This window comes from Kocuria sp. ChxB (assembly GCF_044359605.1).
Classification (GTDB): Bacteria; Actinomycetota; Actinomycetes; order Actinomycetales; family Micrococcaceae; genus Kocuria; species Kocuria rhizophila.
In genome coordinates this window covers 575,804-601,330 of sequence record NZ_CP121123.1, presented here as the reverse complement: position 1 = coordinate 601,330, position 25,527 = coordinate 575,804, and the positions used below count along the sequence as shown (strand labels likewise).

Genomic DNA, 25,527 nt, shown 5'->3' with positions numbered 1-25,527 from the left:
GCCGGTGTGATGACCATGAGGGCATGGCGAGCACACGAACACCGCAGACACACGGCCCCGGCGGGCAGGAGGACGAGGTGGTCTCTCACCCTGGCGAGGTGCCGCGGGCTTGGAGGCGTCCCAAAGGTCAGCGGGAGGCCCCGGGACAGCCCACCCCGGCGGGATTCACCCGGCAGTCGTCCGCAACGTTGTGCACGGTGGCACGCCAGACGCTCAGCTGCACGGGGGCGGAGGTCACTTGGTTGTATCCCGCCACGGGCTGCCACCCCGTCCCCGCGATGTTGTACTCACCGTAGAACGAGGTGGTGAGGGTGACCGAGTAGTCGCCGGTTGAGGTGTACACGTGCGAGGTGTCCGTGGGAGTGTCCCACGCACCCTCCGGCAGGGGAGCGCCGGTGAGGGGAGTGGGGCCCAGGGACGCCCCGTCCCCGTAGTTCCAGGTGTACTGGGCGGGGTAGGCGCGCACCGACACGGGGTAGCCACCCAGGGTGGTCTCGAACGTCTGCGGCTGCGCCACGGCGTAGACATTCGTGTTCATGTTCTTCAAGGTGTCCGGGGCGGGCTGCACGTGGTTCTCCGCCGGAGCCACCGCGAGGCGCTGGAAGTCCTGAAGGGTGAACGTGGGCAGTGGCACGTAGCCGTCGTCTCCCGCGCCGCCGGCCTGGGCATCAGAAACGCACATCTGAGTACCTCGAGGTGAACGCGCGCCGTCCGATGCCCCGCCCACGACGATGTCCATGGACACCCCGGTCTGGCCGGAATCGTCCGTGCACTCCTGCTGGGCCCGGCAGCTGCGCAGGGCGGCGCCCTTGTCGCCGGTGCAGGGATCCTGGAGGCCGTAGACCGTCTTGTTCTTGGCGGTGTCCATCATGCGGGCGTTGAAGAAGATGGAGTCGTCGTCGGACATCAACCGGTTGCGGAGAGCCTTTTGAAAGGCCGGATCGGTGTCGGGGTTCCATGCTCCGCCAGGTGAATCTCCCCCCGATGCTCCAGAGGCGTCGGACGCGTTCGAGGTGCCCGGAATTCCGCGCCCGGAAAACTTCACCCGTCCTTCGATCTTGACGTCGATTATGGACCCGTGTGCACTAGATTCGGTAAATAACTGGCTCTCCTTGGAACCTATTCCAAAATCTGGAAGCGTCGGCTCGTCGGCCACTGCAGGGGGCGTAATGGTTAGACAGAAAGTTGAGGCCGCTATAGTCAACAGCGCCGCAGGTCGTCGTTGGGTGCGCATCAGAGTGATCCCCTGGGGGACCCGGTGAGATATACCCATTGGGCGTTCTCTCGGTATAGGTAAACATCGAAGCCCTCGGATGAGTCGAACGGTAGTTGGCGTCGCGGTATCTTGCCGTCAACGATCGCTGTCGCACCTGAACTCTTAATCCTTACCGGCAAATTGTAGCCACCATCTGGGCGCTTTGTGAATGAATGTGGTTCGATCTTCGCAGTTTCAAATCCACCTGCGGCCCAGTTTCCTTCGCTATACATCTTTTCGTATGCCTCGTATTGTTCAAGACATTCTGCACAGTCAGTCGAGGTAATTTCCATGACGAGCGAAGTATCCCCTGTTTGTATGGAGTACCACTGCGCATCCGCTCGGTAGTTGAGGAAGGCCTGCGCGCCCGCCTCAGTCTCCTCCTTTGCCTCGGGGGGCATGACCGGCTTCGGTACGTTGCGTGCGGGGTGCTCCAGCGTGGCGGGCTCGTAGTCGTCTGGCACCTTCTGCCCAGTGGCCAGGACGGTGGGCTCCTCGGGCCGCCAGTCCTCGGGCAGGGCCGCGTTGCTCGATTTCGTGGGGGTGGCTGTGCTTGTCGGCTTCGCGGAACCGGTGTCGGTTCTTTCCGGTGAGGGTGACGCGGAGGAGGACGTCTCAGCGGCCTGGGTGTCGGCGGTGTTGTCCTGCGGGCTGGCCCCGCAACCCCCCAGGACGAGGATGCCGAGGCCCACCAGGGCCAGAGTCCGCGCTCGCGTTCGTGCCGTACCCGTGTGCAGCATCTTTCACGCACTCTCCCTGTTGTCGTTGTCGAATCGGTGTGATGCACCTGACAATCACCAGAGCATAGGGTGAAGACTGCCGCCGCGGGAGTGGTCGGCGAGCAAATGTGGACAACTCCAATGATGCAGATGCACGACTGCACGTCAGGGGGGGGGTGTGACGCCCCGCCCGTGCCTGAATGGGTCTCGACGTGGCCGCAGACGTCCGGGCGCGGTTCATGAGAAATCACGGAGAACGCAGGGTCCGACCCGGTGCACGTGGGCGCGATGCCGTCGACCCGGAGCGGGACACGGGCGCGCCATGCGTGAGAGCCCTTATGAGTGTCTGAGACCCCCGTTACGTTTGATGCATGCTGATACTGCACACCTCCGACTGGCACCTTGGCCGGACGTTTCACGGGGTCGACATTCTCGACGTCCAGCGGCGGGCGATGTCCGAGATCGTGCAGTGGGTGAAAGAGCGGGGGGTGGCCGTGGTTCTGGTCTCAGGGGACGTCTACGACCGGGCTCAACCACGCACGGAGGTGGTCGAGCTGCTCAACGCCACCCTCGGAGGGATTCGTGCGGCGGGGGCGCAGGTGGTGCTCACGAGCGGCAACCACGATTCTCCGGCGCGGCTCGGATTCGGGGCAGAAATCATGGCTCACGGCGGTGTGCACCTCCTGACATCCGTGGCTGGAGCAGAGCGGCCCGTGGTGTTCCGCCAGAGGAACGGCTCGGTGACAGCGGAACGAGCGCCGTCCGTCGCCCTGAAAGACGCGGGAGATCACGGGGATACTCACGAGGACGCCGTGGCGGTGTACGGCATCCCGTACCTGGAACCCCGGGCCGTGGCGCCGTTGCTCGATTGCCCTCCAACGCACCAGGCAGTCCTCGGTGCGGTGGCCCAGGGCATTGCCGTGGACAAACGGACCAGGGCTGGCATCCCCAGCGTGGTGATGGCGCACGCCTTCGTCACGGGCGCCGAACCCACGGACTCGGAACGAGTGGTGGACTCCGGGGGGTTGGGCACCGTGTCCGCCGAGGTCTTCGCCGAACACGACTACACCGCACTGGGACACGTCCACCGGAGGCAGCGGGTCACGGACACCGTGCGCTACAGCGGTTCTCCGGTGGCCTACTCCTTCTCGGAGGCGTCCCACACCAAGGGTGCGTGGCTGGTGGACATCGGCGCCCCGGGGGTGAGGAAGGTCGAGGAACTCGAGCACGAAGCCGGACTTCGCCTCGCGCGACTGCGTGGACCTCTGGACACGCTGCTTTCCGCCCCGGAAAACGCCGCCGCGCAGGATGCGTGGTGCCAGGTGGTTCTCACGGATCCCGAACGGCCGGCGGTCGCGATGGAGCGCGTCCGCACGCGCTTCCCCCGCACGGTGGAACTGCGCTGGGAGCCCGAGGGAGGACGCAGCCTGTCGCCGCGCAGGTACAGCGCCCAGGTGGCGGAGGCGGCCAGCCCTGAGGAACTGTGCGCCAGGTTCTACGACCACGTCCGGCACCGCGGACTGTCACCAGAAGAGGCCCAGGATGTGCACGATGTCGTGGCATCGGTGGCGGGCGCAGGGGCGCAGAGATGAAGCTGCACCGGATGGAGATCACCGCCTTCGGGCCTTTTGCGGGTCATGAATCCGTGGACTTCGCGGCGCTCAACGCCGCCGGCGTGTTCCTTCTCAACGGGGAGACGGGCTCCGGAAAGACGAGTGTCCTGGATGCCATCTGCTTCGCGTTGTACGGCACCGGCCCCACTACCGCGGCCAAGGGTGGCCGCAAGGCCGGGCACAGCGACCACGCGGATCCGCACACTGCGCCTCGCGTGGAGCTGGAGTTCACGGCCAGCGGCCGTCGCTGGCACGTGAGCAGGACTCCCGCGTGGCGGGAGCCGTCCACCCGGGCGGCGTCGGGGTGGAGCGAACGGCACGCCACGGTGCTGCTGCGCGAGCTCGTGGACGGAGAATGGTCGGAACGGGGGTACCGCCCGGATGACGTGGGGCAGATGATCCACCACGCGATCGGACTGGACCGAGAGCAGTTCACCCAGGTGATGATGCTGCCCCAGGGCAAGTTCGCCCGTTTCCTGCAGGCGGGCTCCAAGGACCGGGAGGAGCTGCTGGAGACCCTGTTCGGAACGGATGTCTACGCGCGGATCCAGGACGAGCTCAAGGTGCGCGCTGACAGTGCACGGGCGGATCTGCGCGAGGCGGAAGCGGAGGCTGAGCGCACCCACGACCAGCTCGAGCGGTTCCGTGATCGGGTGGCGCTCGTGGTTGAGCACCTGCCCTCGGACGCCCAGGAAAACGTCCCCGGACATGCGGACGGGGCGTTGGCGGAGGGGCTCTTTGGTGGAAACAGGCGGGCAACCACCGGGATGGCCGACGCTCCGCGGGACGGCGGGCGAACTCCCGCACCCGGGACGTTCCCGGCCGACGGCGCTCCGACCGCCGAGGACGACACGGCCGAGGTGCGCTGGGGTCACCTCCAGGCATCCTGCCGTCTGGTGGAGGACACCCTGACCACTGCGCGGTCCCAAGCAGCCGAGGACCACGCGGCGGCCCAGCAGCAACTGGCCCAGCTGCAGCGCACCCAAGAGCAGGCGGGGCGGTATGCCCGGCTGGAACACCAGCGGATGGAACTTGCGCAGGACGCCGATCGGGCCGAGACCACAGTGGCCCGGCTGCGGGACCACCAGGCCGCGTCGGGTCTGCGGGAGATGATCACCGGCGCGCAAGAGGCTGTGGCCACGGTCAGCGCCGCGGCGGCGCGCGTCACGGGGCTTCGGGAGGGCCTTGCGGTCAGCAGCGCGTCGGGAACGACAGCCCGCCGGGTCCTGGGGGATGCGGCCACGCTGCTGGACGAGCAGCTCGACCGCGGGGAGTTCTCCTCCGAGCTGCGAGATGCCGTCGTGGCCGCCCGAGAGACCGCGCGCGCTCTGGTCGAGCGTGCAGAGGCCGCGCAGCGCGAGCACCAGGACATGCTGGCGCAGCAGGAACGGCTCACTGTCCTCGAAACCGAGGAGCACCGTGTGCGCGAGGGTCTGGGCGCGGCACGGACCGAGCTGGCGAAGTCCGAACAGGCTCACAGCGCGCTCCTGGCGGGGGTCAAGGACGAGGCACTTGTTCGAGACCGGGCCCGCGCCTGCCGGGACGCGCTGGCGGCGAGCCGTGAGTACGCACAGGCACGCTCCGTGGAGGAGCGGTGCCGGAGCGCCTACGAACAGGACGAGAAGTCCCGGCGCGTCGCGGCGCTGCGCGTGGAGGAGCTGGAGGGGCAGCGCTATGCCCGGGCGGCGGCGTCGTTGGCCGAGGAGCTCAGCCCCGGGCACCCCTGCCCCGTCTGCGGGTCCACCGAGCATCCGGAACCGGCGAGCGCCACCTCCGGGGAGGACGTCAGCGCCGAGGTCCTGGACAGAGCTCGAGCTGCCAGGGAAGGCGCTCAGGCGGCGGCGGACCGTTCACACGCCGCGTGGCAGGACGCGCGGGACACCGCATCGCAGGCGCTGGCGCGCGCGGCGGATCCGGATCTCGAGGCGGTCGTGCAGAGGGCAGGCGCTGCCGAGGCCGCGGAAGCTGAGCTGGACGCGCGGCTGTCGGAGGTGGAACGCACCGCCACCACTCTGGCCTCGACCCGAGACCGGGTCGCGCAGTGCGAGGCGGTGCTTGCCCGGAAGGTGGCGGACGTGACAGCTGCCAGGACTCGGGTGGAGGCCATGGCGGAGCACGACGAGCAGGAACGGGCTCACCTGGCTGCCAGCCTGCGGGGTTTCCCCTCGGCAGCCTCCTTCCTGGAGAGCGCGGAGTCTCTGTCGGACACCGTTGAGGTATGGGACACCGAGCACCGCGTGCTGGAACGCGCGCGTCACGAGGCCCAGTCCGCCGAACGCGCGGTGGAGAAGGCCCTGGAGGCCTCGCCGTTCGCGTCGGAGGACGCGGTGCTGCGAGCCATCCTGGAGGACCGCGATGCCGCTGAGCTCACAGCATGGCACGAGAAGTGGACGCGTGACGTTGCGCGGGTCGAGGCCGAACTCGCGACCCAGGACATGCAACGGGCCGCGCGGCTCTCCGAGGAGGACCGTGCGCAGCTCACGGACCACGCGATGGAACGGGCTGCGGCCCGGTGCCGAGACCTGGAGGAGCTGCGTGACCGGCTCACCCAGCAACTCGGGGGCTTGCACGCGCTGCGCCGCGATCTCGACGCCGCTGCGGCTGACGTGCCGGCGCAGGAGGCCGCGCACCGGGTGGCACGGGAGAGAGCGGAACGTCTGGGCGGACTGGCGGACGTCGCCACCGCCACCTCCTCCGAGAACACGCTGCGCATGACACTGACCTCGTTCGTGCTCGCGGCGAAGCTCGAGCACGTGGCGGCGGTCGCGTCCGAACACCTCTCCCGCATGTCCTCCGGTCGATTCACCCTGGTTCACACGGACCAGACCCGCGGTGGTGGCAAGTCGGGGCTCGGACTGGAGATCGACGACTCCTGGACCGGGGCGCGCCGAGGAACCGAGACCCTCTCCGGTGGTGAATCCTTCTTCACCTCTCTGGCGCTGGCGCTGGCCCTAGCCGATGTGGTGCGAGCAGAGGCCGGCGGTCAGGAGATCGACACGCTCTTCGTGGACGAGGGTTTCGGGTCCCTCGACGAGCAGACCCTCGAACAGGTCCTCGAGACTCTGGACGGGCTGCGCCGCGACGGCCGCGTGATCGGTGTGGTCTCCCACGTGAGCGAGATGAAGCAGCGCATCGACACCCAGCTGGTCGTGACCAAGACCCCCCAGGGTTCGCACCTGGCGGTCACAGCCGGTCCCCTGACCGCCCAGTAGGCTGGCGGCGTGAACTCTCTGACCTCGCGCGCCGCCCTCCAGCGCCCCTCCGGTGCCCCGACTCCGCGGGAGCGCTGGGTGCGCAGCGACCGTCAGCTCAGCGCCATCACTCTGCTGCTGCGCCTGCCCCAGGTCATGGCCCCTCTGGGCGTCCTGACCTGGCTTGCCGTCACCTCGTCCTCGGCGTGGGCCGCTGCGCTCGGTTCCGCAGCACTCTGCGCGGGCATGGCGGTGTGCGCCATGGGCATGGCGGTCTTCGCCACGGTGCGGTGGCGGCTGTGGATCCTGGCGGCCGTCGCGGTGATCCAGTGCACGGTCATGTGGCAGCTGTCCCGGGTGGACATCACCACGGTGACGCCCTCGAGGGACGGGGTGCAGGAGTTCCTGCCCTTCTTCATTGCAGGCCTCTCCCTGGCACCCATGGGTCTCGCGGCGCGGCTCCGCTGGGCCTCGGTGTGCGAGGGGGAGGACCGCCCGCAGGCCTTTGGAGCCGCCATGCGGCGCGAATCGGTGAACGAGGCGCTCGCCACCGTCCTCGGTGCCGCCCTCTCCGGGCTGCTCGCCGTGGTGACGGGTCCCTCATCCGTGCTGCAGGTCTCGGCGGTGCTGTCCGTGGTGTTCATGGCACTGTTCGTCCTGCACCCCTCCGCCCGGCACCCCCAGGCCAACATGCCGGTGAACCTCTGGTTCCGGGGATCGTGGTCGTGGCACCGGGAACAGGCCGCCGTCTTCCGGCTCCGGCACAGTGTGCTGTTCGGCATCGCGGCGTTGAACGCGCTGCTGGGCGCAGCCCAGGGGTGCCTGGCGGTCTACTCCGTGTCCCTGGACACGGTGGAGTCCATGGGTGTGATGTACGCGCTGCTGGGTTTCGGGGCCGCCGTGGGCTCAAGCCTCGCGGTGCGGTTCCGCCACAGGATCACGGCGTCCAACACGTGGGTGCTCGTGGCCACGGGTGCCCTGTTGACCACCATGCTGCTCTCCGGACCCTCCGGTACCGTCGGCTACGCCATGGTGCTCATGACCGTGGGGTTCTTCTCCGGCCCGTGCCTGTTGGCGATCCACAGCTGCGCGGGGCAGGTAGACATGGCCCACGGCTACATGGGGCTCGTCGCGCTCATGAACGTGGCCACGGGAGCGGCCACCGCGATCGGACTGATCGTGTGCACCTACCTGGGGGTGTACTTCGACTACATGACCGCGGCCATGATCCCCGTGGCCGCGGCCATGCTGCTGCTGGGCAGCGCTCTCGTCTTCAGCCACGGGTTGCGCCGCGCGCCCGGGACGGACCCCACGATCTGAGAAGATCTTCGGCCCACCGGGCCGTGGGGGAGAGGACGGGGACAGAGGCCCTTGCGGAAGCGGGCCCCCAGTAAGCGGCCCCGGAGACAGCAACTCGAAGGACGTGGGCCAGGAGACAGCGGCTCCCGCAAAGCCGGGCCGGCCGACCTCGGGTCCGTCCGGGCACGCGGAGGGCCGTCGCCCAGCAGAACGACGGCCCTCCGCGTGGGGTGCGGCGGGTCAGTGACCGCGCGCGATCCACTCGGGGAGGTGTGGCTTCTCGTCCTCGATGGTCGTGGAGTCACCGTGACCGGGGAGCACGAGGGTGCCCTCGGGCAGACTCAGCAGGCGCTCGTCGATCGACTCGATGATCGTGGGGAAGTCCGAGTAGGAGCGCCCCGTGGCCCCGGGCCCTCCCTGGAACAGGGTGTCGCCGGTGAAGAGCACCCCGTGGTCCCCGAGGTCCGGAGCATGGAAGACGACAGAACCGGGGGAGTGCCCGGGGGTGGCCAGCACGGTGAGGGCCACCGATCCCGCGAGGAGCTGCTGACCGTCGGAGAGCGGCTCCGGAGCAGGGCCGTCGGGGTGCACCGCATGCCACAGCATGAGGTCCTCGTGGCTCATGAGCACGGGGGTCTCCCCGCCCAGGCGGTCCACGAACTGCCGCACGGCCTTGATGTGGTCGTCGTGCCCGTGGGTCAGCAGCACGTGGGTCACGGTGCGGTTTGCCACCGCCTCCAGCACGGCACCGGGGTCGTGGGCGGGGTCGATCACGGCGCACTCCGCGGCAGTGCCCACGATCCACACATTGTTCTCCACCTCCCACGAGCCGCCGTCGAGGTTGAAGGTCCCCTCGGTGACGCACTTCTCCACGGTCACGCCACCGCGGGGGTCGGTGAGCACGGTCTCGGGCTGCCGCGTCATCGGTCGAGCTCCACGACGGAGCGCAGGACCTTGCCGGAGGACATGGTCTCGAAGGCCTGGTCGACGTCGTCGAGCGCAATGCGCTCCGACACGAAGGCGTCGAGGTCCAGGCGCCCCAGGACGTACTGGTCCACGAGCATCGGGAAGTCCCTGGAGGGCAGCGTGTCCCCGTACCACGCGGACTTGATGGAGCCGCCGTGGGAGAACACCTCGTCCAGGGGCAGATCGACCGTGGTACCCGGGTTCGGAACGCCCACGAGCACCACGCGCCCCGCGAGGTCCCGTGCCTGGAACGCCTGCATGAACGTGTCCGCGACCCCCACGGCGTCGATCACGAGGTCCGCACCGAACCCACCCGTGAGCTCGCGGATGCCCTCGACCGCGTCGGTGGTGCGCGAGTTGATCGTGTGGGTGGCACCGAGGCGCTGCGCGGTCCGCAGCTTGTCGTCGTCCACGTCCACCGCGATGATCGTGGTGGCTCCCGCGAGCGCCGCCCCGGCAATCGCGGCCGTGCCCACGCCGCCGCAGCCGATCACGGCCACGGACTCGCCCCGCTGCACGGCCCCCGTGTTGATGGCGGCGCCGATTCCGGCGGTGACGCCGCAGCCCAGCAGCCCCACGGCCGCGTACTGCTCGTCCTCGAGGGGCGTGCCGATCGGCGTGCACTGACCGGCGGCCACCAGCGTCTTCTCCGCGAAGGCCCCGATGCCCAGGGCCGGTTCGAGGGTGGTGCCGTCCTCCAGGGTCATCTTCTGCGTGGCGTTGTGGGTGTCGAAGCAGTACCAGGGTTCACCCCTGCGGCACGCGCGGCACTCCCCGCAGACCGCGCGCCAGTTGAGGATCACGTGGTCGCCCACGGAGACCTCGGTGACGCCCTCGCCCACCGCGCTGACCACGCCAGTGGCCTCGTGCCCCAGCAAGTAGGGGAAGTCGTCCCCCACCCCGCCCACCTTGTAGTGCAGGTCCGTCTGGCACACGCCGCACGTGAGCACGTCCACCAGGGCCTCTCCCGGCCCCGGATCCGGAACCAGGATGGTCTCCACCGTGGCGGGCTCGTTTGCCGCCCGCACCACTACTCCCTTGACCTTGTGCATGCAGTTGCCTCCGTCGTGCTGCTCGGTTGCCTGTCGCTCCCAGTATGCGCGGTCCGCTCCGCGCCGCGCAGCCGCTCCGCGGGGATTCGCCGCGCGGTGAACATCACGGTGCTGCGCCGCGCAGGAACAGCTGCCCACGACGCCGCCGCCCACCGCCCCCGGCCACGGATCCCGAGTGCGCGACGGGGCCCGCACGATCGTGTCGTGCGGGCCCCGGGGTGCCGATCGCCTGGGCGGTCGGGAGGGTGCGGGTCAGTCCTTCTCGGAGTAGTCCACGTGCTCGGTGTGCAGCCGGATCTTGCGACCCTCGGCCTCGAGCTTCTCCTCCTTGGCGCGCAGCTTCTTCACCTGGATGGTGTCCCGCGGGGGGAGCTGGATGGTGCGCTCGGCACGGATGCCGCCCTGCAGCTGACGACCGCGTTCGAGCTCGGCGTCCACCTCGGCGCCGAAGAGCAGCGCGTTGTTCATGATCCAGAGCCCCAGCAGCAGGATGATCACGGAGCCGATCACTCCGTAGGTGGCGTTGTAGGACGCGAAGTTGGAGACGTAGAACGCGAAGCCGAGGCCCGCGACGATCATGAAGACCAGGGCGATCGCCGCACCCGGGCTCATCCACTTGAACTTGGGCTGCTGCACGTTCGGGGTGGCGTAGAAGAGAATGGCGATCAGCAGGACCAGCAGGAACAGGGCCACGGGGATCCTGACCCAGGACCACACGGTCACGGCGGTGGAACCCAGCCCCACGGCGTCGCCGAGTGTCTGGGCGAGGTCACCCGAGAGCAGGACCATGACCATGATGGCGGCCACGATCAGCACCACGATGAGGGTGATCAGCAGCATGACGGGCTTGAGCTTCCAGAACGGGCGCCCCTCGGAGACCTCGTAGATGCGGTTCATCGAGCGGGAGAAGGCCCCGGTGTACCCGGACGCGGTCCACAGGGCACCGGCCACACCGACGACGAGGGCGAGACCTGCGCCGGACTGGGTGGTCAGCTGGGAGATGGGCTCAGACAGCAGCTCCACGAGGGACGAGGGGGCGTACTGGTTCAGGAAGTCCAGGATCGCCTTGGTCGTGGCCTCACCCTGGCCGAAGACGCCGAGGAGAGAAACCAGCGCGAGCAGCGCCGGGAAGATGGACAGCACGGCGAAGTAGGTGAGGGTGGCCGCGAGATCGGTGCAGCCGTCCTTGGTGAACTCGGACAGGGCGCGCTTGAGGACATACCCCCAGGACTGGCCCTTGAGCTTGCCGGGGGAGTCGGGCTTGGAGTCGTGGTCCGGGTGGGGAGCGGAGTCCTCCCGGGCCGCGGTCGACTCCAGGTTCTGGTCGGTCATGGGGGTCCTCTCGAGGGGGAAAGAGACGGGGCTGCGAGGTGCAGGTGCTGCGAGTCAGTGTACTAACTGTGCGCGGCCTTCCTGCGTGTGTCACCGAATGGGAGCGCGACCGCGCCCGTGGACTGGCACGGTCGCGGTCGCGCGGGTTCTCCGCCGGGCGCCGGCCCGGTCCCTCCTAGCGGGACAGGGACAGCGCGTACTGGTGGATGCGTTCGCTGAGGCGTGTGAGCACGCGGATCTCCTGGGCGTCCAGCGCCGTGCTGACCACAGCCGCGACCTTCTGGTCGTTGTCCGCCGAAATCTGCTCGTAGAGCTGCGCCCCCGCCTCCGTGAGTCCCACTCGCACTCCTCGCAGATCCTGCGAGTCCTGTCGGCGGGTCACGAGCCCCTTGTTCTCGAGACGCTCGAGCATGCGGGACAGACTGGACTGGGTCAGCAGCACGTGGCTGTTGAGGTCCCGCAGCCTCAGTCCGCTGCGATCCGACCCGTACAGTGTGGCCAGCACCTCGAACTCGCGGCGTGACAGCCCGCGGAGGTCAACGTCCCGCTGCAGTTGTCTGGTCACTGACACATGGCAGCGACTCAAAGCATCCCACGCCTCGATACTCCCCCTTGACGTCATTCTTTCCCCCTTTGTAGCAACGTTCACCCCCTATGAACGTTATCTACATGTTACGAGGGCGGGCTTTCCCATATCTCCCGGGACGTGTCCACACTTCTGGCCGGGGGCCTCGTGCCTGTCCACGCAAAGGGGCACACGACGGCGCGGGGGCCGTTGCGCACGCAGCGCAACGGCCCCCGCGGGAGACTGTGGTGGTCTCAGTCGATGCCGAGAACGGACGCGGTGTGGCCCATGATCTCGTCAGCCAGCCGCGGGTTGTCGTTGAGCTTGACGCCGTAGGCGGGAATCAGCTCCTTGATCCGGGGCTCCCACTCGGACAGCTTGGCCGGGAAGCAGCGGGAGAGCAGGTTGAGCATGATCGGCACGGCCGTGGACGCTCCGGGGGAGGCGCCCAGCAGGGCCCCGATGGAACCGTCCGCGCTGGTGACCAGCTCGGTGCCGAACTGCAGCACGCCACCCTTCTTGGGGTCGGACTTCATGACCTGGACGCGCTGCCCGGCCTCGATGAGCTCCCACTGGGACCCGTCCGCCGTGGGGTAGTACTCGTGCAGGGCGTCGATCCGCTGGGACCGGGTCTTGGTCAGCTCGCCCATGAGGTACTTCACGAGGTCGAGGTTGGCCATCCCGGCTCGGGTCATGGGGTAGAGGTTGTGCGCGCGCACGCTCTTGGGCAGGTCCAGCAGGGACCCCTTCTTGAGGAAGTTCGGCTTGAACCCTCCGTAGGGGCCGAACATGATGGCGCGGCGTCCGTTGACGTACCGGGTGTCCAGGTGGGGGACGGACATCGGAGGCGCGCCCACGGAGGCCTGGCCGTAGACCTTGGCGTTGTGCTGCGCGGTGACGGTGGGGTCGGTGTTGCGCAGGAACAGGCCGGACACGGGGAAGCCGCCGAAGCCCTTGGCCTCCTTGATGCCCGACTTCTGCAGCAGCGGCAGCGCACCGCCGCCCGCGCCCAGGAACACGAACCCGGCGCGGATCACGCGGTTGTTGTCGCTGTTGAGACGGTCCTCCACGGACACCAGCCACGAACCGTCGCTCTGCCGCTTGAGGGTGGTCACCTGCTGGCCGTACTGCACGGAGACGTTGCGCCCCCGGAGGTGGTCGAGCAGCTGGTTGGTGAGCGCGCCGAAGTCCACGTCCGTGCCCTCGGGAGCGAAGGTGGCGGCCACCCGCCCCGCGCCGCGTCCGTGCATCGTCAGCGGAGCCCAGTCCGCGATCACGCTGCGGTCCTCGGTGAACTCCATGCGCTCGAACAGCTTGTTCGGCTTGAAGGCGTCGTAGCGCGCGCGCAGGTAGTTCGCGTGCTCCTCACCGAAGACCATGGAGATGTGGGGCACCGAGTTGATGAAGGAGCCGGGGTCCTGCAGCGTGCCGTTCTCCACCAGCGAGCTCCAGAGCTGGCGGGTCACCTGGAACTGCTCGTTGATGTTCAGCGCCTTGTCCGCGCTGACGGTTCCGTCGGCAGCCTGCGGGGCGTAGTTGAGCTCGCACAGGGCGGAGTGCCCGGTGCCGGCGTTGTTCCAGGCGTTGGAGCTCTCCAGCCCAGCCGCGTCCAGACGCTCGAGGACCACCATCTTCCAGTCGGGCTGGAGGTCGTTGAGCAGGGTGGCGAGCGTGGCGCTCATGATGCCGGCGCCCACGAGGACGACATCGGCGGTTTCGGTGGGCTGAGGTGAAGTCACTGTTTCTCCCGTGCGTGCATGTGCGGCGCGGCACTGCGCCTGGACGTTCACGGTCCAGGGTATCCCCAGCCAGGGTCAACTCCCAACGCGCGAGCCGGGCGCGACGTGGCTCAGGCCAGCTCCAGATCGTTGAAGCGCTCGAAGCCCGTGGAGGTCAGCGGGTAGTTCACCACCCGGGAGCTCACGGCCACCGCGGAGACGGGGTGGGACAGCGGCACGGCCGGCATCTCCTCGGACACGCGGTCGTTGAGGGTCTTGTACGCGCTGGTGCGGGAATCGCCCTGGGGCATGCCCGCGGCGCGGTTGACCGCGGTCATCAGCCCGGCGTCGTCGAACCCCAGGCGCGCCTGCGGTGCGCTGAGCAGCGGGGCCATGAAACTGTCCGGGTCCCGGAAGCTGCCGCTCCACCCGAGGAGGCTGAACGCGTGGTCCCCATCCGGGGTGGACACCGCATCGAGGTAGCCCTCGTCCCAGTCCATGGGCACCGGCTGCAGGCGGAAGCCCACGCGGGTGAGTTGCGCCGAGATCTGGGCGTACACCCGTTCCGGTTCCTGAAGGTACATCCTGGACGTGTGGCGGGGGTAGAGGAAACGCAGCCGTTCGCCACGGTAGGAACTCTTCTTGAGCAGGTCCTTGGCGTGCTGGGGGTCGTAGCCGGGGATCTGCAGGTTGTCCCCGTTGACGTTGAAACGTGCGGGCACGAACTGGTCCGCCACGTTGGTCCCGTTGGGGTACAGGGACTTGGCCAGTGACCCGCGGTCGATGGCGGCGGCGACGGCTCGGCGCACGTCCAGGTCCTGGAACGCACGGACCCGCTGGTTGAGTCCCAGGTAGGACACGGCGTAGGGGTCCCGGTAGAGCACCTGGATGCCCTCCCGCGCGAGCGGTGCGAAGTCGTCCAGCCCCACGAGGTCGTATGCGTCCACCTCGCCCGTGAGCAGGGCCGCGCAGCGGACCTCGGGATCGGGGACGACCCGCAGCTCGAGAGTTCCCACGCTTCCGAGCTCACCCCAGTAGTCCTCGTGGGCGAGCAGCTTCACGGACTCGGGTGTTGCGGAGTCCAGTCTGAAGGGGCCGGTGCCCACGAGGTGCTGGTCCTCGGTGCCCGCGCGGATGCTCTCGGGGGAGGACATGGCGAAGGCGGGCTGGGTGAGCGCGGAGAGCAGCGGCGTGTAGGGGCGGGTCAGTCGGAGCACCACGGTGCGCTCGTCCGCCACGTCCACTCCCGCGTAGCACGTGCTGACCCTCGGGTCCGGTGAACCGTGGCGGAACGTGGTGGCGAACGCGCACTGGCGTGCCCAGGCCTCTGGGGATTCCGCCTGGGCCTGCCACTTGTCGAAGTTGGCCTTGACCGCTGCCGCGTCGAACTCCGTGCCGTCGTGGAACGTCACGTCCTCGCGCAGGGTGAAGGTGACGGAGCGCCGGTCGTCCGCGACCACCCAGGACTCCGCGAGCGCCGGGGAGGGCTCGCCCGTGGAGCGGTCCGCGGCCACGAGACCCTCCAGGACCTGGGTGGAGACCCGTGACGTCTCCTGGGACGTGCGCCGGGAGGGATCCAGCCCCGTGGGTGCCGCGGCGTGTGCCAGCACGAAGGATGCCTGCGGTGGGGGTGTGCTCGCCCCCGAACGGGTGCTCCTGTCCCCGCATCCCGAGATCGAGAGGCCGAGACCGAGGCCGGCGGCAGCGAAGAGCGTGCGTCGCCCGAAAGCCTTCTCAGCCGTCACCCGCGCACCTTCCTGCCGTTCTGGTCGTCTTCTGGGTGGCGGTCCCCAGCCGTGCTGTGCGCAAGACGGGAATCGAACCCGCACGCCGTGAGGCACAGGAACCTAAATCCTGCGTGTCTGCCAGTTCCACCACTCGCGCCGTTCTCGGGCGTGCCGGTGGTCACCCACACGACCTCCCGAGATCGTCCCCCATCCTAACCAGTCGTCGCCCGGGTTTCGCCGGGAGAGCGGGGGGTGCGCGCCGCGCCGTCACGACGGGCCGACGCCGCTCGGCCGGGGCGGTGCCACGTTCCCCGGACGGGGCAGCGCGGAGCTCTCACGCCGGGTGGCGCGCGCGGTGCGGGGTGCCCGTGCGGGCGGAGGTGGGCTGGCGGCGTCGTCCGCGCACCGTGGCGCCGCGGACGCGCGGCGCGCCCCTGTCCCAGGACGCGCCCGGGGCGGCGCTGAGGTCAGGAGTCGATGCCCAGATCCCTGCGGAGCTTGGCCACGTGCCCCGTGGCGCGCACGTTGTACTGGGCCAGAGCCACCGTGCCCTGCTCGTCCAGCACCACCGTGGAGCGGATGAGCCCTTCGGAGACCTTGCCGTAGTTCTTCTTCTCGCCCCAGGCGCCGTAGGCCTCCGCCACGCTGTGGTCCTCGTCCGAGAGCAGGGGGAAGCCGAGATCGTGGTCGGCGGTGAACTCCGCCAGGGCGGCGGGGGCGTCGGGGGAGATCCCGACCACGCGGTAGCCCGCGCCGGAGAGGGAGGCCAGGTTGTCCCGGAAGTCGCAGGCCTGGGTGGTGCATCCGGGGGTCGCCGCGCGCGGGTAGAAGTAGAGGATGACGTTCTCCCCGCGCAGCTCGCGCAGGGACACCGACCGGCCCTGGGCGTCGGACAGGGTGAAGTCGGGGGCGGTGTCCCCTGGGTTCAGGCGCGCGCTCATGCTGCAGTCCTCCGTGTGTGGTGACAGATGTTCCCTAAATTGTGCAACCTCGCGTACAGTGCAGGGGTGCAGATCGAGCATGCCATGCTCGGGCGCGCTGCGGGGATCCCGGCGACCGGGGGGGGTTGCCGTTGCGGGTCGATCGAATCGACGTCGTGCGCCTGCGGAAACGCCCCGTCGGGGGAGCGGCTTCCCGCGGCATCTTGACTGCCCTCGCGCTTTACTGTAAAGAGTCCGAAACGCACCGAGTGGATACAATCGTCTTATGTCGTACAGGAACCAGTGGCCCACGAACCGTCTGCTGTCCACCGCGGCACGGCTCGTGGAGCACGCCTGGAACGAGGAACTCGCGTCCCTCGGGGTCACCCACGCCGGCGTGATGGCTCTGGACGTCCTGCACTCGAAGGGCAGCATGACCCAGGCGCAGCTGGCGCAGGAAGTGCGCGTCCAGGCGCAGACCATGGGCAAGACCCTGCACCGGCTCGAGGCCCACGGGCACATTTCCCGCGCCAAGAACGAACGCGACCGCCGCTCCCACGTGGTGAGCATCTCTCCGGTGGGGGAGGGTGTGCTGGAACGTGCCGCACACATCGAGCAGGGCCTGCTGGGTGGCGGCCAGGACTCCGACGAGGAGTTCCGGTGCCGGCTCGTGGAGATCATCTCATCCCTCGGCGGTGCGCGCTGGCGCCGGGAGGTTGAGGAGGACCGCGCCGCGTGCGACGCGAAGAACTGCGGGGGTCTGCAGACCCACTGACCGTGGCTCGCCGTCGCTGATCCGCCCTGCGCGGCCGTCGGCGACACGTCACCCGCAGGGCCTGGCGGCCTTCGACTGCGGGGGGCGAGGATCCCGCCCTGCTCGGAACCCGCACGGCGTACCGTGCGCACTGCGAACATGACGAAAGCCGGACCGCTGATGCGGTCCGGCTTTCGACGTGGTGCGCCCCCAGGGACTTGAACCCTGAACCCATTGATTAAGAGTCAATTGCTCTGCCAATTGAGCTAGAGGCGCGGGTGCTGCTGGTTCGAGTTTTGGCGTTTCGCCGTTGCCTTCTCCCTCGCAACGAGAGATAACTTTAGCAGTCCGACCGGGGGAGTCAAATCGGGGGTCGGGGCGGTTCCTCGCCGGTTGTCCCGCGGCTCCCGCACCCGTGCTCCCGCCGTAGAATCACGGACATGAGTGACCCCGCCGATCGTGTCCCGCTCGACTCCCTGACGGTCCTGTCCCTGCCGGACCCGTGGCTGCTCGAGGAGGTCGCCGCCGAGGCGCCGGACTTCCGGTGCGTGCTGTGGGACCTGGTGGGCGAGCCGCAGGGGTGTGCACGCCACGAGGTGGACATCGCGGTGGCTCCCTACGACAGCAACAGGTGGCGCAAGGACCCTTCGGTGCTGCGGGACGTCTCGCTCCTGCAGCTGCAGTCCACGGGGTACGACGGCGTTCCCGAGCTCCTGGGGGAAGGCACCGCTCTCGCGGCGGCCGGCTGGGTGCACGCCGCGGGGACCGCGGAGATCGCCCTGGGGCTGATCATTGCGGCGCAGCGGGAGCTGGACCGCGGTGTGCGGCAGCAGGCCGAGGGCGTGTACCGGACCTACCACTCCCGTGCGGTCGCGGACTCACGGGTGACCGTGGTGGGGGTGGGGGAGATCGGCGGCGCGGTGGCCTCCAGGCTCCGGCCCTTCGAGGTGCAGCTCACGCGTGTGGCCTCCTCCGCGCGGGACGATGCCGCCGGCCACGTCCACGGCACCGACGAGCTGGGGGAGATCCTTCCCCGCACGGACATCCTGGTGCTCGCGCTGCCGCTCACGGCTTCCACGGTCGGTCTGGTGGATCGGGAGATGCTCTCCCGGCTGCCCGACGACGCCCTGGTGGTCAACGTGGGGCGGGGGCCGGTGGTCGACACCGCCGCCCTCACGTCCGAGGTGTGCGCGGGACGGCTGAGGTGTGCACTCGACGTGGTGGATCCCGAACCGCTGCCCGGCGAGCACCCCCTCATGGGCGCTGCGGGGTCGATCGTGCTGCCCCACGTGGGCGGCTCCAACGCGTCCTACCGGCCCCGGATGCGGCGCCTGGTCCTGGAGCAGCTGGAGCGTCTGCGTCAGGGGCGCTCGCCGCAGTTCCTGGTCCAGCCCGGTCGTCTCATGATGTGAGATGACTTGTCCGCCGATTGACACTCGGGTTCGCTGCGTCACACCATGGGGACATGAATTCGGCACAGCGCATCATCCAGGTCCTCGTCCTGGTCGTCCTCATTGGACGACCGGCCTGAGGAGCTGCGACGCGCACACCGCCAAGGCCCTCAGCCCACGGAACCCGTGGACAGGGCCTTTATTCATGTACGAGGACACCACCCCCGCCCTCTCCCGCCGAACACCACCCCGTCCGGCACCGTCACCACCACGCACGTAAGGACACAGCCCCATGAGCAAGGACCAGCCGATCTCACCGGCGGTGATGGCCCAGCGGAGCACCCCGTCCGGGCCCACTGCCCAGACCGCGGACTCGGACCGGGTCCACCTGACGGGCCACGCCGCGGACGTCGTCGCCCCTGAGCAGATGACGGGCTCCCAGGCGATCATCCGCTCGCTCGAGATGCTCGGCGTCACGGACGTGTTCGGGCTGCCCGGCGGCGCGATCCTTCCCACGTACGACCCGCTGCTGGACACCGAGAAGATCAACCACGTGCTGGTGCGCCACGAGCAGGGTGCTGGCCACGCCGCCGAGGGCTATGCGCTCGCCTCGGGCCGGGTGGGCGTGTGCATCGCCACCTCGGGTCCCGGTGCCACCAACCTGGTCACGGCCCTGGCGGACGCCAACATGGACTCCATCCCCATGCTGGCCATCACGGGCCAGGTGGCGAGCTCCTCGATCGGCACCGACGCCTTCCAGGAGGCGGACATCGTGGGCATGACCATGCCGGTGACCAAGCACTCCTACCTGGTGACCGACCCCGAGGACATCCCGCGGGTGCTTGCGGAGGCCTACCACCTGGCGTCAACGGGCCGGCCGGGCCCGGTGCTCGTGGACGTGGCCAAGGACGCCCAGCAGGGGCAGCTGACCTTCAGCTGGCCCCCGCACGTGGAGCTGGCCGGCTACCGCCCGGTGACGCGGGGGCACTCCAAGCAGATCAGGGAGGCCGCGCGGCTGATCGCCGCCGCCGAGCGTCCCGTGCTCTACACGGGCGGCGGCGCCATGCGCGCCAACGCCCCGGCAGAGCTCGCGGAGCTGGCGGAGCTCACGGGTGCCCCCGTGGTCACCACGCTGACCGCCCGCGGGATCTTCCCGGACTCCCACCGGCAGAACCTGGGGATGCCCGGGATGCACGGCACGGTGCCCGCGGTGTACGCCATGCAGCAGGCGGACCTGCTCATCACGCTGGGTGCACGCTTCGACGACCGCGTGACCGGCCAGCTGGACACCTTCGCGCCGAACGCCAAGGTGATCCACGCGGACATCGACCCCGCGGAGATCTCCAAGAACCGGATCGCGGACGTGCCGATCGTCGGGGACCTGGCGTCCGTGATCCCCGACCTCACCCAGGCGGTGCGCCAGGAGTTCGAGGAGACCGGGGCGCCGGACCTCAGCACCTGGTGGCAGGCCCTGGACTCCCTCACGGAGACCTACCCCCTGGGCTACACCCGCACGGAGGACGGCCACGGCAGCCCGCAGCACGTGATCGAGCGGATCTCCGCTCTGACGGGCCCCGAGGCCGTATACGCCTCGGGCGTGGGCCAGCACCAGATGTGGTCCGCACAGTTCGTGGACTACGAGCGGCCCCGGCAGTGGCTGAACTCGGCCGGCCTGGGCACCATGGGCTTCGCGGTCCCCGCGGCCATGGGCGCCAAGGTGGGCCAGCCGGACCGCGTGGTGTGGGCCATCGACGGGGACGGCTGCTTCCAGATGACCAACCAGGAGCTGGCCACGTGCGTGATCAACGACATCCCCATCAAGGTGGCGGTGATCAACAACTCCTCGCTGGGCATGGTGCGCCAGTGGCAGACCCTGTTCTACGACGGGCGGTACTCCAACACGGAGCTGAACACGGGCCACGACTCGCGCCGCATCCCGGATTTCGTGAAACTCGCCGAGGCCTACGGCTGCGCGGCCCTGCGGTGCGAGCGGGACGAGGACGTGGACGCCACCATCCAGAAGGCGCTGGAGATCAACGACCGCCCGGTGGTCATCGACTTCGTGGTCTCCGCGGACGCCATGGTGTGGCCCATGGTCCCCGCCGGGGTCTCCAACGACCAGATCCAGATCGCCCGCAACATGACGCCCGAGTGGAACACGGAGGACTGACCCATGAGCCGACACACCCTCTCCGTCCTGGTGGAGGACAAGCCGGGCGTGCTGACCCGGGTGGCGGGACTCTTCGCCCGCCGCGCCTTCAACATCCACTCCCTGGCCGTGGGCCCCACGGAGCTGTCCGGGATCTCCCGGATCACCGTGGTGGTGGACGCGGACGGTGAGCTGCTCGAGCAGGTCACCAAGCAGCTGAACAAGCTGGTCAACGTGATCAAGATCGTGGAGCTCACCCCGGAGTCCTCCGTGCAGCGCGACCACATCATGGTCAAGGTCCGCGCGGACGCCGCCACCCGGCTGCAGGTCACCCAGGCCGCGGACCTTTTCCGTGCGACCATCGTGGACGTCTCCACGGAGTCCGTGGTGATCGAGTCCACGGGCTCCCGCGACAAGATCCACGCGCTGCTCGACGTCCTGGAGCCCTTCGGGATCCGGGAGATCGTCCGCGCTGGCACCGTGGCCCTGGGCCGCGGCCCCAAGTCCATGTCCGACCGCGCACTGCGCCACTGATCCACCGGGCCCTGCCGGCTCGCACCGTCGACCGGGCACCCCGGACCGGCCCGCCGCCCCGCGGCGTCGGGCCCCACGAGAACCCCACCCGCTACCCAAGGAGACAGAGCAAGCTCATGGCAAAGATCTACTACAACGACGACGCCGACCTCTCGATCATCCAGAACCGCTCCGTGGCCATCATCGGCTACGGCTCGCAGGGCCACGCCCACGCGCTGAACCTGCGCGACTCCGGCGTGGACGTCCGCATCGGCCTCAACGAGGGCTCGAAGTCCCGCGCCAAGGCCGAGGCCGAGGGGCTGCAGGTGATGAGCATCGCCGACGCCGCCAAGGAGGCGGACGTCATCATGATCCTGACCCCGGACCAGGTCCAGGCGCAGGTCTACGAGGAGTCCATCAAGGACAACCTCCAGGAGGGCGACGCGATCTTCTTCGCGCACGGCTTCAACATTCGCTTCGGCTACATCGAGGCGCCCCAGGGCGTGGACGTGGCCATGGTCGCCCCCAAGGGTCCCGGCCACACGGTGCGCCGCGAGTTCGAGGCCGGGCGCGGTGTGCCAGACCTGGTGGCCGTGGAGGTCGACGCCTCCGGCAACGCCCTGCAGCTCGCCCTGTCCTACGCCAAGGGGATCGGCGGCACCCGCGCCGGCGTCATCGAGACCACCTTCACCGAGGAGACCGAGTCGGACCTCTTCGGCGAGCAGGCCGTGCTGTGCGGCGGCGTCTCCCACCTCGTCCAGTACGGCTTCGAGACCCTGACCGAGGCCGGCTACCAGCCCGAGATCGCGTACTTCGAGGTGCTGCACGAGCTCAAGCTGATCGTGGACCTCATGGTCGAGGGCGGGATCGCCAAGCAGCGCTGGTCCTGCTCCGACACCGCCGAGTACGGCGACTACGTCTCCGGTCCCCGCGTGATCCAGCCCGAGGTCAAGGAGCGCATGCAGGAGGTCCTTGCGGACATCCAGAACGGCGCCTTCGCGGACCGCTTCATGAAGGACCAGGCCTCCGGCGCCAAGGAGTTCAAGGAGCTGCGCGCCAAGGAGGAGCAGCACCCGGTGGAGACCACGGGTCGCAAGCTGCGCTCGCTGTTCGCGTGGGAGCAGACGGACGCGGACTACACCGAGGGCACCGCCGCGCGCTGATCCGCGTTCGCGCGGTCCCGTCGCCCGCGACGGCGGGTACACGTCAAGCCCACGACGACGCCGCGGTGCGCCTCCCACGGGACGCGCACCGCGGCGTCGTCGTACCAGGTGGTGCCGTGCGCGGGAGCGGCGGGCCCGGTGGCGGGTCCGGGGCCGGTGCGCGGCGGAGCACCGGGCGGGGAAGGTGGGCGCGGGTCGATAGAGTGGAGGGGTGACTCAGCTGAACCCCTTCTACGCGACCACGGCCATCTCCTACCCGAACGGAGCGCCGCACATCGGCCACGCCTACGAGGCGATCGCCGCGGACACGCTGGTGCGCTTCAAGCGCCTGGACGGGTTCGGCACCCGGTTCCAGACCGGCACGGACGAGCACGGGCAGAAGATGCAGCAGACCGCGGAGAAGCTCGGCACCACCCCGCGCGAGCTCGCGGACGCGAACTCGGCACGGTTCCGGGAGATGGACGACGAGCTGGGGATCTCCTACGACCGCTTCATCCGCACCACGGACGAGGACCACGCCGCGGCCTCGCAGGAGTTGTGGAAGCGCATGGAGGCCAACGGCGACATCTACCTGGACACCTACGCCGGGTGGTACTCCGTGCGGGACGAGGCCTACTACGCCGAGGACGAGACCGAGGTGCGCGCGGACGGGCAGCGCTACTCGATCGGCACCGGCACGGAGCTGACGTGGACCGAGGAGGAGAGCTACTTCTTCCGGCTCTCGCGCTACCAGGACCGCCTGCTGGAGCTGTACCGCACGGACTTCGTGCAGCCCGAGACCCGCTCGCACGAGATCGCGTCCTTCGTGGGCGGGGGACTGCAGGACCTCTCGATCTCCCGCACCACCTTCGACTGGGGCGTGCCCGTGCCGGGCAACCCGGACCACGTGATGTACGTGTGGGTGGACGCGCTGACCAACTACCTCACCGGGCTGGGTTTCCCGGACACGGACGCGCCGCTGTTCCGCGAGTTCTGGCCCGCGTCCGTGCACCTGATCGGCAAGGACATCGCGCGCTTCCACGCGGTGTACTGGCCGGCGTTCCTGATGTCCGCGGGGATCGAGCTGCCGCGGAAGGTCTTCGCCCACGGCTTCCTGTTCAACCAGGGCGAGAAGATGTCCAAGTCCGTGGGCAACGTGATCGACCCCCACGCGATGGTGGAGGAGTACGGGCTGGACCAGCTGCGGTTCTTCCTGCTGCGCGAGGTGCCTTTCGGCCAGGACGGGAACTACTCGCACGACGCCATTGCCGGGCGGATCAACTCGGACCTGGCCAACGACCTCGGCAACCTGGCCCAGCGCAGCCTCTCGATGGTCGCGAAGAACCTCGGTGGGGAGGTTCCCGAGCCCGGTGAGTTCACGGCCGAGGACCTCGCGATGCTCCAGCAGGCCGAGGACGTGGTGGCCGACTACCGGGCGGCCTTCGACGCGCTCGCCTTCCACCGCGGGCTGGAGTCCGTGTGGCGCGTGATCGCCTCCGCAAACCGCTACTTCACGGCGCAGGAGCCGTGGGTGCTGCGCAAGACCGACCCCGAGCGCATGGCCACCGTGCTGTACGTGACCGCCGAGGTGCTGCGCATCGTGGCCATCCTGGTGCAGCCGGTGATGCCCGGCTCCATGGCCCGCCTGCTGGAGCAGCTCGGCCAGCCCGAGGGTGAGGCACGGATGTTCTCCGCCCTGGGCACGCGCCTGGCCCCCGGCACGGCGCTGCCCAAGCCGAGCGGTGTGTTCCCGCGCTACGAGGAGCCCGCCGCGCTCGCGGACTGACCCCTCCGAGCGGGCGCGCCGCGTCCGTGGACTGCATCCTGCTCACGGACCACGCCGCGTCCACGGGTGATGCGTTTCCCGCAGCTCGACGCCGCCCGTCGGTGCCGCACCCCGCGGCGTCGGCGGGCGGCGTCGTTCCCGCGGGTGGCCGCGCCCGCCACGACAACGCGGAAGGGCGGGCCTCGGTCTCACGATGTGGAACGGGCATTCATGATGTGGATACGGCCGCCCGCACGCCCCTACTGTGGGCCCATGAGCGAAACCACTGCCGCCGAGACCGCCCGCCGCCACTCGATCGCCGTCCTCCCCGGCGACGGGATCGGTCCGGAGGTGGTGGCCGAGGCCGTCAAGGTCCTCGACGCCGTGACGGAGCCCGCCGGGATCACCCTGGAGAGGACGGAGTACCCGCTCGGGGCCGAGCACTGGCTGGCCACGGGCGAGGTGCTCCACGACGACACCATGGAGCGGCTGCGCGCTCATGACGCGATCCTCTTCGGTGCCGTGGGTGCCGCTCCCAACGACAAGCGGGTGCCCTCCGGGATCCTGGAACGCGACCTGCTGCTCAAGCTGCGCTTCGGCTTCGACCACTACATCAACCTGCGCCCGGCCACCCTGTACCCGGGCACCACGAGTCCGCTCGCCGAGCCCGGCGACATCGACTTCGTGGTGGTGCGCGAGGGCACCGAGGGGCTCTACGCGGGCAACGGCGGAACCCTGCGCACGGGCACGGAGCACGAGATCGCCACCGAGGTCTCCGTCAACACGGCCCACGGGGTCCGCCGCCTGGTGCGCTACGCGTTCGAGCTGGCGCGCAGCCGGGAACGCAAGAAGCTCACGCTGGTCCACAAGCACAACGTGCTGGTCAACGCGGGCCGGCTCTACCAGCGCACCGTGGACCAGGTCGCAGAGCAGTACCCGGACGTCACGGTGGACTACATGCACGTGGACGCGGCCACGATCTTCATGACCACGGATCCGGCGCGTTTCGACGTGATCGTCACCGACAACCTCTTCGGGGACATCCTCACGGACCAGGCCGGGGCCGTCACCGGCGGGATCGGCCTGGCGCCGAGCGGCAACATCAACGCGGACCGCACCGCCCCCTCCATGTTCGAACCCGTGCACGGCTCCGCCCCGGACATCGCCGGGACCGGCACCGCCCAGCCCACCGCCGCGATCCTTGCGGGGGCCATGATGCTCGAGCACCTCGGTCACCCGGAGCTCGCCGCGCGCATCGACCGCGCCGTCCGCGAGGACCTGCGCCTGCGCGGCACCACCCGGCGGAGCACGGCGCAGGCGGGGGACGACGTCGTGGCGCAGCTGGGCGCGGACGGCGCGTAGCTGCCACGGCGGGTGCGCACGACCCTGCATACTGTGAGAGACACACATCACGTCCGGTCCGCACCACCACGGAGCGTGACCCGAACGGTCGAAG

The 25,527-nt window shown here is 69.3% G+C and carries 19 protein-coding genes and 2 tRNA genes; 10 read left to right on the top strand and 11 right to left on the bottom strand.

Annotated features, from left to right (window positions below; genetic code table 11):
* Positions 1-127 precede the first annotated feature (127 nt).
* Both P8S73_RS02570 and P8S73_RS02565 read right to left on the bottom strand, forming a co-directional pair.
* Entirely contained in the window at positions 128-907 is a 780-nt protein-coding gene (locus P8S73_RS02570; protein ID WP_059281167.1) for a PKD domain-containing protein, read from the bottom strand.
* Positions 908-1,233: 326 nt separating this feature from the next.
* A complete protein-coding gene (locus P8S73_RS02565; protein ID WP_396350482.1) occupies positions 1,234-1,947 on the bottom strand; it encodes a DUF6318 family protein in 714 nt (237 codons plus the stop codon).
* A gap of 398 nt (positions 1,948-2,345) precedes the next feature.
* On the opposite strand from P8S73_RS02565, the gene P8S73_RS02560 reads away from it, so the two are divergent.
* Genes P8S73_RS02560 through P8S73_RS02550 form a run of 3 tightly spaced genes read left to right on the top strand, consistent with a single transcriptional unit; the run spans position 2,346 to position 8,098 of the window.
* Positions 2,346-3,566 carry an exonuclease SbcCD subunit D gene (locus tag P8S73_RS02560; protein WP_070638392.1) on the top strand — a complete coding sequence of 407 codons (1,221 nt, stop codon included), beginning with the start codon at positions 2,346-2,348 and terminating at the stop codon, positions 3,564-3,566.
* Positions 3,563-6,799, top strand: coding sequence for an AAA family ATPase (locus P8S73_RS02555; protein ID WP_396350481.1), 3,237 nt, complete (start codon positions 3,563-3,565; stop codon positions 6,797-6,799). The genes P8S73_RS02560 and P8S73_RS02555 overlap by 4 nt, the downstream gene beginning before the upstream one ends.
* A gap of 9 nt (positions 6,800-6,808) precedes the next feature.
* Positions 6,809-8,098, top strand: coding sequence for a hypothetical protein (locus P8S73_RS02550; RefSeq protein WP_396350480.1), 1,290 nt, complete (start codon positions 6,809-6,811; stop codon positions 8,096-8,098).
* A 219-nt stretch (positions 8,099-8,317) separates the two neighbouring features.
* Here P8S73_RS02550 and P8S73_RS02545 read toward each other — a convergent pair whose 3' ends face one another.
* From P8S73_RS02545 to bcp, 8 genes are all read right to left on the bottom strand, one after another.
* Positions 8,318-9,001 (bottom strand): MBL fold metallo-hydrolase, encoded by a 684-nt coding sequence (locus P8S73_RS02545; protein WP_348614471.1) that lies wholly within the window; start codon positions 8,999-9,001, stop codon positions 8,318-8,320.
* On the bottom strand, positions 8,998-10,095 hold the full coding sequence (locus P8S73_RS02540; protein ID WP_019309321.1) for an S-(hydroxymethyl)mycothiol dehydrogenase: 1,098 nt from the start codon (positions 10,093-10,095) through the stop codon (positions 8,998-9,000). The genes P8S73_RS02545 and P8S73_RS02540 overlap by 4 nt, the downstream gene beginning before the upstream one ends.
* Positions 10,096-10,347: 252 nt before the next feature.
* Positions 10,348-11,427: a YihY/virulence factor BrkB family protein gene (locus P8S73_RS02535; RefSeq protein ID WP_396350479.1), complete on the bottom strand. Its 1,080-nt coding sequence runs from the start codon at positions 11,425-11,427 to the stop codon at positions 10,348-10,350.
* A gap of 175 nt (positions 11,428-11,602) precedes the next feature.
* Complete coding sequence (locus P8S73_RS02530; RefSeq protein WP_019309319.1) at positions 11,603-11,992, bottom strand: MarR family winged helix-turn-helix transcriptional regulator; 390 nt, start codon at positions 11,990-11,992, stop codon at positions 11,603-11,605.
* Positions 11,993-12,246: 254 nt separating this feature from the next.
* Positions 12,247-13,731 (bottom strand): malate:quinone oxidoreductase, encoded by a 1,485-nt coding sequence (locus tag P8S73_RS02525; protein ID WP_019309318.1) that lies wholly within the window; start codon positions 13,729-13,731, stop codon positions 12,247-12,249.
* Positions 13,732-13,841: 110 nt separating this feature from the next.
* Entirely contained in the window at positions 13,842-15,455 is a 1,614-nt protein-coding gene (locus P8S73_RS02520; protein ID WP_135009958.1) for an ABC transporter substrate-binding protein, read from the bottom strand.
* A gap of 57 nt (positions 15,456-15,512) precedes the next feature.
* A tRNA-Leu gene (locus tag P8S73_RS02515) sits at positions 15,513-15,594 on the bottom strand.
* A 310-nt stretch (positions 15,595-15,904) separates the two neighbouring features.
* Complete coding sequence (gene bcp / locus P8S73_RS02510; RefSeq protein WP_135009960.1) at positions 15,905-16,378, bottom strand: thioredoxin-dependent thiol peroxidase; 474 nt, start codon at positions 16,376-16,378, stop codon at positions 15,905-15,907.
* 265 nt (positions 16,379-16,643) lie between these two features.
* Between bcp and P8S73_RS02505 the strand changes: the two genes are divergently transcribed.
* On the top strand, positions 16,644-17,132 hold the full coding sequence (locus P8S73_RS02505) for a MarR family winged helix-turn-helix transcriptional regulator (RefSeq protein WP_102613448.1): 489 nt from the start codon (positions 16,644-16,646) through the stop codon (positions 17,130-17,132).
* 179 nt (positions 17,133-17,311) lie between these two features.
* Here P8S73_RS02505 and P8S73_RS02500 read toward each other — a convergent pair.
* A tRNA-Lys gene (locus tag P8S73_RS02500) sits at positions 17,312-17,387 on the bottom strand.
* Between the two features lie 164 nt (positions 17,388-17,551).
* Between P8S73_RS02500 and P8S73_RS02495 the strand changes: the two genes are divergently transcribed.
* The 6 genes from P8S73_RS02495 to P8S73_RS02470 all read left to right on the top strand — a co-directional run bounded on the left by P8S73_RS02495 (position 17,552) and on the right by P8S73_RS02470 (position 25,433).
* Positions 17,552-18,523 carry an NAD(P)-dependent oxidoreductase gene (locus P8S73_RS02495; RefSeq protein WP_019308929.1) on the top strand — a complete coding sequence of 324 codons (972 nt, stop codon included), beginning with the start codon at positions 17,552-17,554 and terminating at the stop codon, positions 18,521-18,523.
* Positions 18,524-18,794: 271 nt separating this feature from the next.
* Positions 18,795-20,672, top strand: coding sequence for an acetolactate synthase large subunit (locus P8S73_RS02490; protein WP_047978538.1), 1,878 nt, complete (start codon positions 18,795-18,797; stop codon positions 20,670-20,672).
* 3 nt (positions 20,673-20,675) lie between these two features.
* Complete coding sequence (gene ilvN / locus P8S73_RS02485) at positions 20,676-21,185, top strand: acetolactate synthase small subunit (RefSeq protein WP_019308931.1); 510 nt, start codon at positions 20,676-20,678, stop codon at positions 21,183-21,185.
* Between the two features lie 116 nt (positions 21,186-21,301).
* Positions 21,302-22,327, top strand: coding sequence for a ketol-acid reductoisomerase (gene ilvC / locus P8S73_RS02480; protein WP_121566095.1), 1,026 nt, complete (start codon positions 21,302-21,304; stop codon positions 22,325-22,327).
* A 211-nt stretch (positions 22,328-22,538) separates the two neighbouring features.
* The gene (gene metG / locus P8S73_RS02475) at positions 22,539-24,092 is read left to right on the top strand and encodes a methionine--tRNA ligase (RefSeq protein WP_144999943.1); all 1,554 of its coding nucleotides are present in this window, start codon (positions 22,539-22,541) and stop codon (positions 24,090-24,092) included.
* Between the two features lie 252 nt (positions 24,093-24,344).
* Positions 24,345-25,433, top strand: a complete 1,089-nt coding sequence (locus tag P8S73_RS02470; protein ID WP_039101917.1) for a 3-isopropylmalate dehydrogenase — start codon at positions 24,345-24,347, stop codon at positions 25,431-25,433.
* Positions 25,434-25,527: the final 94 nt, after the last annotated feature.

What these genes read in the sequence shown, in the direction of transcription:
- ilvN (WP_019308931.1), top strand. Translation starts at nt 20,676, where the DNA reads ATGAGCCGACACACCCTCTCCGTCCTGGTGGAGGACAAGCCGGGCGTG.
- P8S73_RS02470 (WP_039101917.1), top strand. Translation starts at nt 24,345, where the DNA reads ATGAGCGAAACCACTGCCGCCGAGACCGCCCGCCGCCACTCGATCGCC.
- P8S73_RS02540 (WP_019309321.1), bottom strand. Translation starts at nt 10,095, where the DNA reads ATGCACAAGGTCAAGGGAGTAGTGGTGCGGGCGGCAAACGAGCCCGCC.
- P8S73_RS02535 (WP_396350479.1), bottom strand. Translation starts at nt 11,427, where the DNA reads ATGACCGACCAGAACCTGGAGTCGACCGCGGCCCGGGAGGACTCCGCT.
- P8S73_RS02495 (WP_019308929.1), top strand. Translation starts at nt 17,552, where the DNA reads ATGAGTGACCCCGCCGATCGTGTCCCGCTCGACTCCCTGACGGTCCTG.
- P8S73_RS02555 (WP_396350481.1), top strand. Translation starts at nt 3,563, where the DNA reads ATGAAGCTGCACCGGATGGAGATCACCGCCTTCGGGCCTTTTGCGGGT.
- P8S73_RS02570 (WP_059281167.1), bottom strand. Translation starts at nt 907, where the DNA reads ATGTCCGACGACGACTCCATCTTCTTCAACGCCCGCATGATGGACACC.
- bcp (WP_135009960.1), bottom strand. Translation starts at nt 16,378, where the DNA reads ATGAGCGCGCGCCTGAACCCAGGGGACACCGCCCCCGACTTCACCCTG.
- ilvC (WP_121566095.1), top strand. Translation starts at nt 21,302, where the DNA reads ATGGCAAAGATCTACTACAACGACGACGCCGACCTCTCGATCATCCAG.
- P8S73_RS02505 (WP_102613448.1), top strand. Translation starts at nt 16,644, where the DNA reads ATGTCGTACAGGAACCAGTGGCCCACGAACCGTCTGCTGTCCACCGCG.
- P8S73_RS02545 (WP_348614471.1), bottom strand. Translation starts at nt 9,001, where the DNA reads ATGACGCGGCAGCCCGAGACCGTGCTCACCGACCCCCGCGGTGGCGTG.
- P8S73_RS02490 (WP_047978538.1), top strand. Translation starts at nt 18,795, where the DNA reads ATGAGCAAGGACCAGCCGATCTCACCGGCGGTGATGGCCCAGCGGAGC.
- P8S73_RS02560 (WP_070638392.1), top strand. Translation starts at nt 2,346, where the DNA reads ATGCTGATACTGCACACCTCCGACTGGCACCTTGGCCGGACGTTTCAC.